Genomic DNA, 14,760 nt, shown 5'->3' with positions numbered 1-14,760 from the left:
ACAAAAATATGTTAGAAATGATTAAGAAATTTATCTCTTTAGAACGTTTTATATTGAGGAATAAAACGAAAATAATTTTCAACTTTTTAATATTAATATTATTAACGTTAACTATTTCTTGTAGTAGTGAGGATGATTCTCTTTCTGAAGAAGATGAAATACAAATTGATGCTAAAAAAGAAGATCTTGCAGGAATTTGGTCTATTTATAGCGTGGAAGGTAATGGTGTTGATGCTAGCGTACCTGCAACTACAGAAGAATGTGGTAGAGATTTTTTTATTTATAATGAAAGTGGTTTTTATGAAGAATTTGTTTTTCAAGAATCGAATACATGTTTACCAACAAAATCAAAATCAAGGTGGACTTTAAATGAAGGTATCATTAAAGTAAGTACTTTAGATAATAATGAATCTGAAACTATAAAAATAAAAAGCATTAATAACAATACTTTTATTTTTATAGTTTATTTAGACTTAGATGGAGATAGTGTTAAAGAGAAATATACTTTTACAGCTCTTAAATATGTACCATCAAATGAAATGGATATTTATACATATACTTTTCAAAGAAAAAATAATGAACCTTTTGATGATCACATAGAATTTGGTTGGGATAAGTACAAAGGCTACAATACATTTGTAAAATATGAGATTTATAGAAGTGGTGAAAATTGTAATTTAAATTCAGCAGAATTAATTAAAACAATTACAAATGTTGATGAAAATTATTTTATAGACGAAACCCCTTTAAACGGTAATGAATCGTGTTATTTTTTAAAAATTTATACAAACAAAGGTCTTTTAGGAGAAAGCGAAGGAAGGTATGTGAATTCAGAATTTATTTATCCGGACAATGTGGATTTTAAAAATGCATCAGTAGCAGATAATAAGATAACGCTATCTTGGGAAAAGTATGATGGTTATTATTTTTCTCATTACGAGATTAGAGTTCAAGATCAAAATGAAAATTCTAGCCCTAATATAGAAAGTGTAAAAATAATTACAGATATAAATACAACTTCGTTTATAGATGAGCATCCTCCGTATATAAATAATCCTATTTATTCGATTTATGTCCATAATATATTTGGTAATATTAGTAATTTATATGATGCTAGGTCTATGATAGAAACTAACTTTATTAGACCAGAAATATTAGATTTAAGAGATATACGGTTTTTAAGTTTTGATGCAAAAGAACAATCATTCTTTTTCTATGGAAAAACAGAAAATAACGGTTATCGATTATTGAAATATAATTACATAACAAATAAAATTAGTGCAGAGGCCTTTAAACTTCCAACAACGTCTACTGATGTAGAGATGAGGTTGGTTGATTCTGGTTATGGAAAAGAGCTTATTTTTCAACAATCTGGAGATTTATGGGTGTATGATGATGAAACTTTAAATTTTAAATATTCTTTAAAGCCAGATTATGTATCAATAAATAGTTTTAATTATTTAGAGAATGATATCTGGATTTTATCAGATAACGATGATGTTTTTACCTACAAAAGAAATGGAGAAGAATTTGTAAAAATTGATGAGAAACCACATTTTTCAGAACATCAAGGAAGTTGGAATTATGAAATTTCAAAACTAGATAAGAACAACATCCTTTTAAGTCATAATAATGAAGGTAGAGCTATCCATTATTCAATAACTGCCAATGGAGGAATTACAAATAATGGGATCAAAGAAATCCCTTTAAAATTTGATTATAATAGTGATGTTACCGTAAACAATAATTTAATTCTTAATAAAAAGAGAAATACAATGTATTCTTCTGTTAATTTTTCTAAGGTTTTAAATTATTCAATACCAAAAACAACCTTAAATTTTAATTTATCAGGAACAGAAATTTATGGAACAAATAATGTTGTTAGCCTAACAGGACAAGGTGAAGATTATAAAAAAGAATTGATTATTTATAATATTCAAGATAAAACGACTACGACTTTAACCACAAAAGGATATCCAAATTTTGTAATGGAAGATGAATTTGGTAATATAATTAGTTTATCTACTAGTTTTCCTAATAGAAGTTCTTATGGCTTTACTATCTATGATTCACCAGGTATTTTTGTAGAAGTTATTAAATAAGTAAAACAAAATCTTTAAATAATTTCCTAACAATTAAACTTTGATTATTTTTATCAAAATTTAGTATTAAATGAGTCAGAAGGAAGAATTTTTTGAGTACATCAATAACGGTTATAAAACCAAAGGCGATTTTATTGCATTAGGTGCCGCAATGTTAGGAGAAGAAACCATCACAGATGCATTGGTGAAAATACCGCTTAAAACATTGAATAGGCATGGTTTAATAGCAGGTGCAACCGGAACAGGAAAAACGAAAACACTACAAGTTTTAGCAGAAAACTTATCAGAAAAAGGAATTCCTGTGTTGTTAATGGATATTAAAGGAGATCTTTCTGGTTTAGCACAACCAAGTCCAGGACACGCAAAAATAGACGAACGTCATGCAAAAATTGGCTTTCCGTTTACGGCACAAAAATTTCCGATAGAAGTACTTACCATTTCTGAACAAGACGGAACAAGAATGCGTGCAACGGTATCAGAATTCGGACCAGTTTTATTATCAAGAATTTTAGATTTAACAGAAACACAAAGCGGAATTGTAGCCATCATTTTTAAATATTGTGATGACAATAAATATGCACTTTTAGATATTAAAGATTTTAAAAAAGTATTACAATACGTTACCAATGAAGGTAAAGAAGAAATTCAAGCTGAATATGGGCGAATTTCATCTTCCTCAACAGGAGCAATACTGCGTAAAATTGTAGAAATAGAGCAACAAGGTGGCGATTTATTCTTCGGAGAAAAATCTTTTGAAGTAGAAGATTTAACAAGAACAGATGAAGACGGAAAAGGAATTATCTCTGTATTGCGTTTAACAGACATACAAGACAAACCCAAGTTGTTTTCAACCTTTATGTTGCAGTTATTAGCAGAGGTATATGAAACTTTTCCAGAACAAGGAGATAGCGGAAAACCAGAGCTGGTAATCTTTATAGATGAGGCACATTTGGTGTTTGAAGAAGCCTCTAAAGCCCTATTAAATCAAATAGAAAGTATTGTAAAATTAATTCGTTCTAAAGGAATTGGCTTGTATTTTGTAACACAAAATCCAAAAGATGTGCCAGAAGATATTTTAGCACAATTGGGATTAAAAATTCAGCATGCCTTAAGAGCTTTTACTGCAAAAGATAGAAAAGCAATTAAATTGGCGGCAGAGAATTACCCAAGTTCAGAATATTACGATACCAAAGAGGTATTAACACAATTAGGTATTGGAGAAGCATTTGTATCCGTTTTAAATGAAAAAGGAATTCCAACTCCGTTGGCAAGAACCATGTTGCGCGCTCCAATGAGTAGAATGGATGTTTTAACAGACAAAGAGTTAAAAAATGTAATTAACAATTCGCGTCTTTTTTATAAGTATAACGAAAACTTAGATAGAGAAAGTGCTTACGAATTATTAAACAAAAAGATAGAAAAAGTAAATCTTGCAGAAGCTAAAGCCATACAAGCAGAGGCAGATGAAAAAGAAAGAGAAAAAATAGCGAAAGAAAAAGAAAAGGAAAGACAAAGAGAAGAAAGAGCCAGTAGAAGCTCTTCTAGAAGACGAAGCACTGCACAGAATCCATTGATAAAAGTATTAACAAGTGCTACTTTTATTAGAGCTGCATTCGGAATCTTAAAAAAAGTAATGAAATAACAAAACAGTAGAATTAACGTTTAAACAAAGCATAAAAATAAAAAAATGATTAAAAAAAATATCTTACCAATTATAGTAATCGCATTCTCATTATTTATAATTAGTTGTAGTAACAATAATAAGTTTAAAATAGAAAAAGGAAAAGTAGGCGAGATTACAACGACTACTACAATGAAAGATTTAAGTACTATTTTTAAGAATGATTCTATTGTAAAGAATTTAAGTGAAGGTGCACAAGGAGATAACTATTTTCAAGAAGATGATGAATATTTTATTTTTGAAAAAGGAGGAAAGTTGTTGTTAACTATTTTACCTAAAGAACAATTAGATTCTACATCAACTATAAAAAGTATTGAAATTCATGATGCACGTTTTAAAACAGCTTCGGGCATCAATATCAACTCTAGTTTTTCAGAAATAAATGCAAACAATAATATTAATAGAATAGAGTCTACATTTTCTTCTGCAACCTTATTTATAGACGATTTAAATGCTACAATTGCAATAGATAAAGAAGAATTAGGGTTAAAAGAATTTAATACTCAAAAAGTTACAAAAGAACAAATACCAGATTTAGCAAAAATGAAATCATTTATCGTTTGGTTTAATTAGTTGCTATTGTAATAATACACATACTGTTACCGTAATTTATAAACTGTAACAAATAAAAAACTCAAGGTTGATGATATCATTCTTGAGTTTTTTTTATTTACGAAAACTTTACGAAATCGATTTCGTATTCTGTAAAAAAGAAATACTTTTGCTCGAAATTTATATTTAGATATACAATGTCAACAATTTTAAATTACGAAGAAGAAGTTATAGAGCAAGCTCAAAATAGAAGAGCTACGGTAGAGTTTATAACTATTGTAAACGATTTATGGTACGATAAAGCGATAGAGTTAGTTCTTTTTAGAAATCCTTTGGTAGATAAAAGAGCAAGCGAAGTTTTAAAACTAATAAACTATGCAAAAGAGTTTGTAAGCAAACCCATTTCTATTTACGATGCGTTAGATATTGCAAAAGCAATACAACAATTAGACCTGCCATCGTCTAAATTAGATATTGGTAAATTAGCGTACGAATGTCATTTAAGCCCTAAAAAGTGTGAGGACAAAGTTGCCTTTGTAAGTAACAAATTAAAAGGAGCCACAGAGTCAGAAGATATTCAACCCAAAGATGTAGTTTTATATGGGTTTGGTAGAATTGGTCGTTTATTGGCAAGAGAACTCATGTCTAAAATGGGTAAAGGTTCTCAATTACGATTAAGAGCTATTGTTACTCGTGGCGAAATTAATAAAGAAGTTTTAGAAAAAAGAGCCTCTTTATTAAGGATAGATTCTGTACACGGAGATTTTTTAGGAACCGTAGAAATAGATGTAGAACACAATGCATTAATTATAAATGGTACAACGGTTCACTTAATTTCTGCAAATAGTCCAGAAGATATCGATTATACTAAATACGGAATTAAAGATGCCTTAATTATAGACAATACAGGTGCTTTTAGAGATGATGTTGCTTTGGCAAGACATTTAAAAGCTAAAGGAGCAAGCAAAGTTTTGTTAACTGCTCCCGGAAAAGGAATTCCTAATATTGTGCACGGTGTAAATCACAAACAGCACAATCCAGATACTGTAGATATTTTTTCTGCGGCATCTTGTACCACCAATGCAATTACGCCAATTTTAAAAGTTTTAGAAGATAATTTCGGAATCTTAAAAGGGCATTTAGAAACCATTCATGCATACACAAACGACCAAAATTTGGTAGACAATATGCATCGTAAAAATAGAAGGGGTAGAGCTGCTGCCTTAAATATGGTTATTACAGAAACCGGTGCAGGAGCAGCAGTTGCAAAGGCAATACCTGCTTTAAAAGACAAACTTACATCCAACGCAATTAGAGTTCCGGTTCCAAACGGATCTTTGGCAATTTTAAACCTACAATTAAATACCATGGTTTCTACAGAACGCGTAAATGCCATTATTAAAAAGTATGCTTTAGAAGGCGATTTGGTAGAACAAATTAAGTATTCTTTAGATAACGAGTTGGTTTCATCAGACATAATTGGTGCTACAGCACCGGCAATTTTCGATAGTAAATCTACTATTACAGACAAAGAAACCATTGTAATTTATGTTTGGTACGATAATGAATATGGATATTCTCATCAAGTAATGCGTTTGGCAAAACACATTGCCAAAGTAAGGCGGTTTACCTATTATTAAAAGTCTCTTAGTGCAAGTTCGTTCAATAAAAATTGAATGTAAAAACCCGAAGCAATGTTGTTTCGGGTTTTGTTTTTTTAGAAGCTATTTCCTGCTGGAATTTATCTTGAGCAAAGTCGAAAGGCTACTCGCTTTTTTTATCCCCAAAAAAGGGAATAAAAAAGAGCTCAAACATGCCATTCAATCAGGGCTAAAATTATTTGCCTGCTGCAGTAATCAATTAGAAACGATATCTTTTACTTGCCTACTTGTAGCAAAAATAAGCTGAGGTCCATTTAAAACTGCATCCGTTTTCTTTTTCTTATTTTTGAAAAAAAATCCATAATGAAAAACATTCTTTTCTTATTTCTCTTTTTACCCAGTCTTATACTAGCGCAGAGTTTAGATGTGCCAAAAAATCCAAAACCAGGTAAGTGTTATGTTAGGCATTCATCACAAGACTTTAATTATAATAAAGCCGTTAATAAAAAAAAGCTATGGACAGAAATGGACTGTTACAAAGCAAGAAACTTAACAATTGATGCAGAAAAAGACCGTGTTTTTTTAGAGTATCAAAAACTATTAAAAAAAGAAGGTTTCGATATAGAAATTACTGGTGTCTTAGATTTAAAAACAGCAAAAGCACATAATAAATATTTAAGAAAATCAAAAAAGAAGCGAAGAAAAGAGTGATACATAATTAGAAAACAAAAAACCAAAACATTATTCTATGTTTTGGTTTTTTGTTTTCCAGTATCTTTTTGTTAATGTAGCCTATATAGTATAAACCATAAATTGATATTCAACTTAATCTTCTTCAAAAAATTTAATATTAGCATCAAATTCTTCATTTATAAATTCTTCTCTACTCATAAAATAATCAGAAGTAGTCAATCTATAAGTAGTATCCTTTTTTTCTAAATACCAAATAATGTCATTGGCTTCAACAAAAGCTTCTTCCGCATTTAGTTGTTGTCCAAATAATCGAATAATTACATTATGACTATCTAAATTTTGAGCAAAACACTTCAAAACAATTTCTTTTGTAATTGTAGTTTCTGCATTTCTAGAAGGAGTTATTTCAAAATCTACAATGGTTGCTTTTGTGTTAGGAAACTTTCCATTAAAAGCCTTATACAAAAGCTGATTTATAATAAAAAGGGTTTTGTGTAAGCCAATTTTAGGGTATTCTTCAGAAATCTTATCAACCAACATTTCGTAAGAAAGAGAGTCAATCTGACCTTCGTTTAAAACATTGCCTAATTTATAATCTAGCACAATTGCGGCAGCTTCATTTGGTTCTTTGTCTGTAATTGCCATAAAAAGTAATTCTCTTAACTCTTTAATCTCGTTTACGTCATCATTTGCAAAATCAAAACGTACTAAAAGTTCTTTGTAATCTTCAATACTCCAAGAGTTTTCTAAGTCATCAACTGTAGAAATTTTGTGTATTTTTATAGCGTATTTCATTTTTCTATTCATTTTTTGAATGCCTATACAAATTACAGCTTCTTCCTTTTAAACACAAGTATTTTTATATAAAGTTATGTTATTTTTTGTTGTAACAGTAACCATAATTAGTAGTCTTTAATCTTTATAGAAACCTAAGTTTTCTAATGTATTTACAAGGTTTGCATTTGTTTTTTTTTTTTGATAAAACAAACCTTTGTTTCAAGGTCTCTTTTCACTATTTTTACCAGTCTAATTTAGCACTTTTACAAAATGATATTTAAAGAAAAACTACCATATTATCAAATACCAGAACCAGCGTTAGAATATACAGCTGGTACATCAGTAAGTAGAATGGTAGATGGGTTAGGTTTTAGATATTATTGGGCAACAGAAAATTTATCAGTAGCAGATTTGGGGTTTAAACCAAATTCAGAAGCAAGAACAACAGAAGAAACAATAGATCATATTTATCATCTATCAATTAGAATTTTAAATGCTACTTTAATAAAAGTAAATGGAGATATAGAACCAAGCATGACTTTTACCGAAAAAAGGAAAAAAACCTTAGAAAATTTTTTACAAGCAAGTACTATTCTTAGAGAAAGTAAAGATGTTTCTCAATTTAAAATATTGTTTCCTAATAAAGAGCTTTCTTTTTGGTGTGTTATAAACGGACCAATTGCAGATGCTATTTGGCATGTAGGTCAAATAGTTTCATTTAGAAGGTCTTCCGGTAATCCTTTTCCAAGCGGAGTAAGTGTTTTAACAGGTAAAAAGCAAAATTAATTTTTTATTAAAGAATGACAAATCAACAAAAAATACAAGTACTCCGTGATGAATTAAATACACATAATTATAACTATTATGTGTTAGATAATGCAACAATTTCAGATTACGATTTCGATATCAAACTAAAAGAATTAGAAAAGTTAGAAGCAGAAAATCCTGAATTTTTCGATGCAAATTCGCCAACGCAAAGAGTAGGAGGTACCATTACAAAAAACTTTAATACGGTTACCCATAAAAACAGAATGTATTCTTTAAGTAATTCGTATTCTAAAGAAGATTTGTTAGACTGGGAAGAAAGAATTCAAAAAGTTCTAGGTACAACAGATGTAGAATATACGTGCGAGTTAAAATTCGATGGAGCTTCTATTAATTTAACGTACGAAAACAGACAATTTGTAAAAGCCGTAACTCGTGGCGATGGTTTTCAAGGTGATGAAGTAACGCCTAATATTAAAACAATTCGTTCCATTCCTTTAAGTATAAAAAAAGATTTTGTCCGTAATTTCGAAATGAGGGGAGAAATCATTTTGCCAATAGATGGTTTTAATAAAATGAATGAAGAGCGTGTAGAAAACGGGGAAGAAGAATATAGAAACCCTCGAAATACTGCAAGCGGAAGTTTAAAATTACAAGACAGTACAGAAGTAGCAAAAAGACCTTTAGATTGTTTATTATATCAGGTTGTAACAGAAGAACGCAAATATAAAACGCATTTTGAGAGTTTAGAAAATGCAAGAAAAGTTGGTTTTAAAGTGCCAGAAACCATCACTTTGGTAAAATCGATAGATCAAGTTTTCGATTTCATCACTAATTGGGATGCCAAACGTCATAATTTACCGTATGAAACAGACGGAGTTGTAATAAAAGTAAATAATCTGCATCAGCAAGACGAGTTAGGCTATACCGCAAAAGCACCAAGATGGGCAATTGCATATAAGTTTAAAGCAGAACAAGTTTCTACAATTTTAAATGAAATTACCTATCAAGTAGGTAGAACAGGCGCAATAACTCCGGTTGCAAATTTAGAACCCGTACAATTAGCAGGTACAACGGTTAAAAGGGCTTCGTTGCACAATGCCGATCAAATAGAAAAATTAGATATTAGAGTAGGAGACACGGTTTTTGTAGAAAAAGGAGGAGAAATTATTCCTAAAATTATTGCAGTAGACTTAACAAAACGACCAGCAGATTCAGTGCCAACCATATATGCAACTCATTGTCCGGAATGTAATACCGAGTTGGTAAGAACAGAAGGCGATGCAAAACATTATTGCCCTAATGAGTTTGGTTGTGCACCACAAATTACAGGAAGAATTCAGCATTTCATTTCTAGAAAAGCCATGGATATTGATGGTTTAGGAGGCGAAACGGTAGATTTGTTACGTAAAGAAGGCTTAATTCAAAACTATGCAGATTTATATGATTTAACAGTAGAACAAGTAATTCCGTTAGAAAGAATGGCAGAAAAATCTGCTCAGAATATGATAGACGGAATTATAAAATCAAAAGAAATTCCGTTCGAAAAAGTATTATTTGCACTTGGTATACGTTTTGTAGGAGAAACAGTAGCTAAAAAGTTAGCAAAACATTTTAAATCCATAGATAATTTAATGTCTGCAGATTTAGAAACATTAATTGCTGTAGATGAAATTGGCGATAGAATTGCACAAAGCATTATAGATTTTTCTAAAAACGAAGGAAATATCGATTTAATAAACAGGTTAAAAGCATCAGGAGTACAATTAGAAGTTTCTGCAGAAAGTTTAGAAAATCAAACAGAACTATTACAGGGACAAATATTTGTAGTTTCAGGCGTTTTTCATCAAATGAGCAGAACCGAACTTAAAAAAGCAATTGAAGATAATGGCGGAAAAGTAAGTTCATCAATCTCTAAAAAAACAAATTTTATTGTTGCCGGCGATAATATGGGACCTTCAAAACTAACCAAAGCAGAAAGTTTAGGAATAGCAATTATCTCAGAACAAGATTTTATAGACAAAATAAGTTAAATTCTAATTTTAGAGGCTAATTTCTGGTAATTAAAAACACGTTCCACTATTTTTATGTACAAAGTCTTTATAATAAAGTAATACAAATTTGAAAAAACTCCTATACATATACATCGTACTAATTACGGCAGCATCTTTTTCTCAAATAAAAGAAACAGATTCGCTGCCTATAAATGTAGACGATTATGTTTTTGTAAAACCAGGAGACACCTTAGTAGTAAGCCTTAACGAGTTCTCGTTGTTGCCAAAACCTAAATTTAACTCAAAAAAAGACGTTCGGTATTATTTATGGTTCCGTAAAAAAGTATTTAAAGCATACCCTTATGCACAATTGGCCTCACAAAGGTTAGACTCTTTAAACCAAAGGCTAGAAAAAATCGAGTCAAAAAGGGCACAAAGAAAATATACACGTTTAGTTCAAAAATATATAGAAGGCGAGTTTACAGATCAAATTAAAAAGATGACCACCACAGAAGGTAGAATTCTTATAAAGTTAATTCATCGTCAAACCGGTAAAACGGCATTTCAAAACATCAAGGTCTTAAGAAGCGGATGGAAAGCTTTCTGGTACAACACAACGGCAAATGTTTTTAGTTTATCTCTTAAAACCGAATACCATCCAGAAACAGAGAACGAAGATTTTTTAATAGAAGATGTTTTGCAACGCGCTTTTCAAGACGGAAAACTCCAACCTCAAAAAACTAAGTTAAATTTCGATTTTCCTCAAATTATAATAGAAAGAAAGGCAGAAATCAATGTAGAAGAATACAAATTGTTTTTTGCAAAAATGCGTAAAAAAGGAAAAGTTAGACAATCTAAGAACTAAACTTGTTCTTTGGGTGTTCCCTTTTTTTGTTGAGATATAAAAAAGAGTAGGGTTTATATATAGGTACACTTTTTCAATTCTCATAAACTTATAGAATAAAAAAGGTCGGGCTTTCCACTATATCTTTTTGCGAAAAGCAAAAAGGATGCCGTTTCAATCCCTAACACAAAGCCTGTAATTGTAAGTAGCAAGAAGAAAACAAGCCTACAAAGAACAATTTCAACAAATAGACACCCCATTTGTTCTTCATATAAAAAAACGTCATTGCGAGGCACGAAGCAATCCCTTTCTTCTAATAAATTAAGGTTCTGAGCAAATCGAAGCTTTCAAGTAATCCGTTTTTTTTAGATTTAATTCTATTTACAAAGTTTCTACTTCATCTATAAGAGACCTTTTTCACGATTTTCGTTGTATTAAAATTAAAAAACAATCATTTACAGGCTTTATTTAAAAGCAAAAAAACAAATTCAAGTAACCAGGTAAAGCTATTTCAAAGATAACATTGACCAGAGTAGTAGTCGTTTTATCTAAAAGATAAAGTACAATAAACCTATTTAGACTAAATTTTCAGCTGACACTCTTTCCTTTTTTTAATGTTCTTATGTTGTAAAAAGTAGCAATTATCCCCAAAACCCAGATAAAACCCAATAACCTTAAAAAAATAACAAAAAAATATTTCATGTAACTTACTAGAAACAAAATAATTAGGAGAAGTATGTAAAATAAACAAAAAAAAAGGGTTAAAAAATAGTTGTTAGATTAAAAATGTGTTGTAAGTTTGCAGCCGCTAACAGCAATATTAGTTTGTTAGTCACGTTCATTGAGAGTTTGTAAATCGAGTGAAAATTAAGGAGTTAAACCGGTAAATTTGCAAAAATTTTATCAAAAAAAACTTTAATTTTTATTAGGTTGGTTTGTAAAAAACGTTGTATGTTTGCAGTCCGAAAATTTCGGCAAAAAGTTCAGTGTTTTTTTACAGGTAAAATAAAATAAAAAAAAGTTTATTTTTTTATTGTCAGATTAGAAATAGTTTGTATGTTTGCAGCCGCTAAGAAATACAGCAAAACGATCAGAGAAAATTTGGAATAATCATTAAAACGATTAGTTAGTTCGATTCTAACATTTCTACAAAGTTGAGTTAAAGGTAAAGATTGAGTTTTATGACTTGTCGGTGCCGACTCGGCACAGTTCATTGAAAATATTGAAATTGACAGCGTAATTAAAGAGTAGAATAACCACATTATTAGATTAATGTAAAATTCTTTTGAAACTTATTCATTAAAATATTTAAAATATACAATGAAGAGTTTGATCCTGGCTCAGGATGAACGCTAGCGGCAGGCTTAACACATGCAAGTCGAGGGGTAACATTGTGCTTGCACAGATGACGACCGGCGCACGGGTGCGTAACGCGTATAGAACCTACCTTTTACTGGAGAATAGCCTTTAGAAATGAAGATTAATGCTCCATAGTATTGATTAATCGCATGATTAATTAATTAAAGATTTATTGGTAAAAGATGGCTATGCGTCCTATTAGTTAGATGGTAAGGTAACGGCTTACCATGACTGTGATAGGTAGGGGTCCTGAGAGGGAGATCCCCCACACTGGTACTGAGACACGGACCAGACTCCTACGGGAGGCAGCAGTGAGGAATATTGGGCAATGGAGGCAACTCTGACCCAGCCATGCCGCGTGCAGGAAGACTGCCCTATGGGTTGTAAACTGCTTTTATACAGGAAGAAACACTGGTATGTATACCAGCTTGACGGTACTGTAAGAATAAGGACCGGCTAACTCCGTGCCAGCAGCCGCGGTAATACGGAGGGTCCGAGCGTTATCCGGAATCATTGGGTTTAAAGGGTCCGCAGGCGGTCGATTAAGTCAGAGGTGAAATCCCATAGCTCAACTATGGAACTGCCTTTGATACTGGTTGACTTGAGTCATATGGAAGTAGATAGAATGTGTAGTGTAGCGGTGAAATGCATAGATATTACACAGAATACCGATTGCGAAGGCAGTCTACTACGTATGTACTGACGCTGAGGGACGAAAGCGTGGGGAGCGAACAGGATTAGATACCCTGGTAGTCCACGCCGTAAACGATGGATACTAGTTGTTGGGCATTAGCTCAGTGACTAAGCGAAAGTGATAAGTATCCCACCTGGGGAGTACGGTCGCAAGACTGAAACTCAAAGGAATTGACGGGGGCCCGCACAAGCGGTGGAGCATGTGGTTTAATTCGATGATACGCGAGGAACCTTACCAGGGCTTAAATGTAGTCTGACAGCTTTAGAGATAGAGTTTTCTTCGGACAGATTACAAGGTGCTGCATGGTTGTCGTCAGCTCGTGCCGTGAGGTGTCAGGTTAAGTCCTATAACGAGCGCAACCCCTGTCGTTAGTTGCCAGCATGTTATGATGGGGACTCTAACGAGACTGCCTACGCAAGTAGTGAGGAAGGTGGGGATGACGTCAAATCATCACGGCCCTTACGTCCTGGGCCACACACGTGCTACAATGGTATGGACAATGAGCAGCCATCTGGCAACAGAGAGCGAATCTATAAACCATATCACAGTTCGGATCGGAGTCTGCAACTCGACTCCGTGAAGCTGGAATCGCTAGTAATCGGATATCAGCCATGATCCGGTGAATACGTTCCCGGGCCTTGTACACACCGCCCGTCAAGCCATGGAAGCTGGGAGTGCCTGAAGTCGGTCACCGCAAGGAGCCGCCTAGGGTAAAACTGGTAACTAGGGCTAAGTCGTAACAAGGTAGCCGTACCGGAAGGTGCGGCTGGAACACCTCCTTTCTAGAGAAAGATGGTGAGTTACAAAAAAAGGTTTTTTTTACTCTTTGCTGTTAATTTTAAAATAAAAAAGTATTAAGCTATTCTAGTCTCGTAGCTCAGCTGGTTAGAGCGCTACACTGATAATGTAGAGGTCGGCAGTTCGAGTCTGCCCGGGACTACAAATAACTAAAATACTAAGGAAATTCTGGAAGTAAGAGGATTCTACATTCATAATTTAGGATTTATTCTGAATTTCATAATGGGGGATTAGCTCAGCTGGCTAGAGCGCTTGCCTTGCACGCAAGAGGTCATCGGTTCGACTCCGATATTCTCCACCAGGTCAATTAACAATGACCGTTTAACATTGATCAATTTTGTATTGATAATTGTTAACTGATAATTGTTTAATTGAAAGAAAGTTCATTGACATATTGGTAAAATGATATCGTAAGAATCAAATAGATAGAGAACGATTAGATTTATCTAATCAAAAATTTTTTTATAAAAATATAAAAGAGTTCATTGTAGAAGCAATTCTACAGCAAAAAGTACAATAAGTTAAGTAAGGGCGTATGGCGGATGCCTAGGCTCTCAGAGACGACGAAGGACGTGATAAGCTGCGAAAAGCTACGGGGAGGGGCACATACCTTTTGATCCGTAGATATCCGAATGGGGCAACCCGTCATGTTGAAGACATGTCACCACGTAAGTGGGGTAAACCCGGTGAACTGAAACATCTAAGTAACCGGAGGAAGAGAAAACAATAGTGATTCCGTTAGTAGTGGCGAGCGAACGCGGATTAGCCCAAACCAAAGTTGTTACGGCAATTTTGGGGTTGTAGGGCCACGATATTCGAAGATAAGTGAATTAGAACTGTTTGGAAAGACAGACCATAGAGGGTGATAGTCCCGTAAAAGTAAGCAAATTTAAGATAGTG

General features: G+C 32.6%; 9 protein-coding genes, 2 tRNA genes and 2 rRNA genes (1 of these 13 running past the window's edge). 12 read left to right on the top strand and 1 reads right to left on the bottom strand.

Translation table 11 applies throughout. The annotated features are described in order from the left end of the window. Nucleotides 1–17: 17 nt before the first annotated feature. The 5 genes from WG951_RS04630 to WG951_RS04610 all read left to right on the top strand — a co-directional run bounded on the left by WG951_RS04630 (nt 18) and on the right by WG951_RS04610 (nt 6,647). Nucleotides 18–2,102, top strand: a complete 2,085-nt coding sequence (locus WG951_RS04630) for a hypothetical protein (RefSeq protein WP_146105268.1) — start codon at nt 18–20, stop codon at nt 2,100–2,102. Nucleotides 2,103–2,172: 70 nt separating this feature from the next. After that, the gene (locus WG951_RS04625; protein WP_105049024.1) at nt 2,173–3,744 is read left to right on the top strand and encodes a helicase HerA-like domain-containing protein; all 1,572 of its coding nucleotides are present in this window, start codon (nt 2,173–2,175) and stop codon (nt 3,742–3,744) included. A gap of 45 nt (nt 3,745–3,789) precedes the next feature. Beyond that, on the top strand, nt 3,790–4,356 hold the full coding sequence (locus WG951_RS04620; RefSeq protein ID WP_105049023.1) for a hypothetical protein: 567 nt from the start codon (nt 3,790–3,792) through the stop codon (nt 4,354–4,356). A gap of 176 nt (nt 4,357–4,532) precedes the next feature. Next, nucleotides 4,533–5,975 carry a glyceraldehyde-3-phosphate dehydrogenase gene (locus tag WG951_RS04615; protein ID WP_105049022.1) on the top strand — a complete coding sequence of 481 codons (1,443 nt, stop codon included), beginning with the start codon at nt 4,533–4,535 and terminating at the stop codon, nt 5,973–5,975. 324 nt (nt 5,976–6,299) lie between these two features. Then, complete coding sequence (locus WG951_RS04610; RefSeq protein WP_105049021.1) at nt 6,300–6,647, top strand: hypothetical protein; 348 nt, start codon at nt 6,300–6,302, stop codon at nt 6,645–6,647. A 114-nt stretch (nt 6,648–6,761) separates the two neighbouring features. Here the strand turns inward: WG951_RS04610 and WG951_RS04605 are convergent, their stop codons facing one another. After that, the gene (locus WG951_RS04605; protein ID WP_340915629.1) at nt 6,762–7,436 is read right to left on the bottom strand and encodes a hypothetical protein; all 675 of its coding nucleotides are present in this window, start codon (nt 7,434–7,436) and stop codon (nt 6,762–6,764) included. Nucleotides 7,437–7,676: 240 nt separating this feature from the next. Here WG951_RS04605 and WG951_RS04600 point away from each other — a divergent pair, with 240 nt between their 5' ends. The 7 genes from WG951_RS04600 to WG951_RS04570 form a co-directional block, all read left to right on the top strand. Then, nucleotides 7,677–8,192, top strand: coding sequence for a hypothetical protein (locus WG951_RS04600; RefSeq protein WP_105049020.1), 516 nt, complete (start codon nt 7,677–7,679; stop codon nt 8,190–8,192). Between the two features lie 14 nt (nt 8,193–8,206). Continuing rightward, on the top strand, nt 8,207–10,204 hold the full coding sequence (ligA, locus tag WG951_RS04595; RefSeq protein ID WP_105049019.1) for an NAD-dependent DNA ligase LigA: 1,998 nt from the start codon (nt 8,207–8,209) through the stop codon (nt 10,202–10,204). An 88-nt stretch (nt 10,205–10,292) separates the two neighbouring features. Continuing rightward, nucleotides 10,293–11,030 (top strand): DUF4294 domain-containing protein, encoded by a 738-nt coding sequence (locus tag WG951_RS04590; RefSeq protein ID WP_105049018.1) that lies wholly within the window; start codon nt 10,293–10,295, stop codon nt 11,028–11,030. A gap of 1,296 nt (nt 11,031–12,326) precedes the next feature. Then, nucleotides 12,327–13,844: ribosomal RNA gene (locus WG951_RS04585) — 16S ribosomal RNA — on the top strand. Nucleotides 13,845–13,928: 84 nt separating this feature from the next. Beyond that, nucleotides 13,929–14,002: transfer RNA gene (locus tag WG951_RS04580), tRNA-Ile, on the top strand. Between the two features lie 82 nt (nt 14,003–14,084). Beyond that, nucleotides 14,085–14,161 (top strand) — tRNA-Ala (locus WG951_RS04575). 213 nt (nt 14,162–14,374) lie between these two features. Next, a 23S ribosomal RNA gene (locus WG951_RS04570) occupies nt 14,375–14,760 on the top strand; it runs 2,500 nt beyond the window's last position. The 16S and 23S rRNA genes sit together here with 2 tRNA genes alongside, the layout of an rRNA operon.

It is taken from the genome of Polaribacter butkevichii (genome assembly GCF_038024105.1).
Lineage (GTDB): Bacteria > Bacteroidota > Bacteroidia > Flavobacteriales > Flavobacteriaceae > Polaribacter > Polaribacter butkevichii.
Note: the sequence above shows the minus strand (reverse complement) of the source record. Positions and strands in the feature narration are given on the sequence as shown.

Coding starts and splice junctions, on each gene's coding strand:
- WG951_RS04630 (WP_146105268.1), top strand. CDS start 18: ATGATTAAGAAATTTATCTCTTTAGAACGTTTTATATTGAGGAATAAA.
- WG951_RS04625 (WP_105049024.1), top strand. CDS start 2,173: ATGAGTCAGAAGGAAGAATTTTTTGAGTACATCAATAACGGTTATAAA.
- WG951_RS04620 (WP_105049023.1), top strand. CDS start 3,790: ATGATTAAAAAAAATATCTTACCAATTATAGTAATCGCATTCTCATTA.
- WG951_RS04615 (WP_105049022.1), top strand. CDS start 4,533: ATGTCAACAATTTTAAATTACGAAGAAGAAGTTATAGAGCAAGCTCAA.
- WG951_RS04610 (WP_105049021.1), top strand. CDS start 6,300: ATGAAAAACATTCTTTTCTTATTTCTCTTTTTACCCAGTCTTATACTA.
- WG951_RS04605 (WP_340915629.1), bottom strand. CDS start 7,436: ATGAATAGAAAAATGAAATACGCTATAAAAATACACAAAATTTCTACA.
- WG951_RS04600 (WP_105049020.1), top strand. CDS start 7,677: ATGATATTTAAAGAAAAACTACCATATTATCAAATACCAGAACCAGCG.
- ligA (WP_105049019.1), top strand. CDS start 8,207: ATGACAAATCAACAAAAAATACAAGTACTCCGTGATGAATTAAATACA.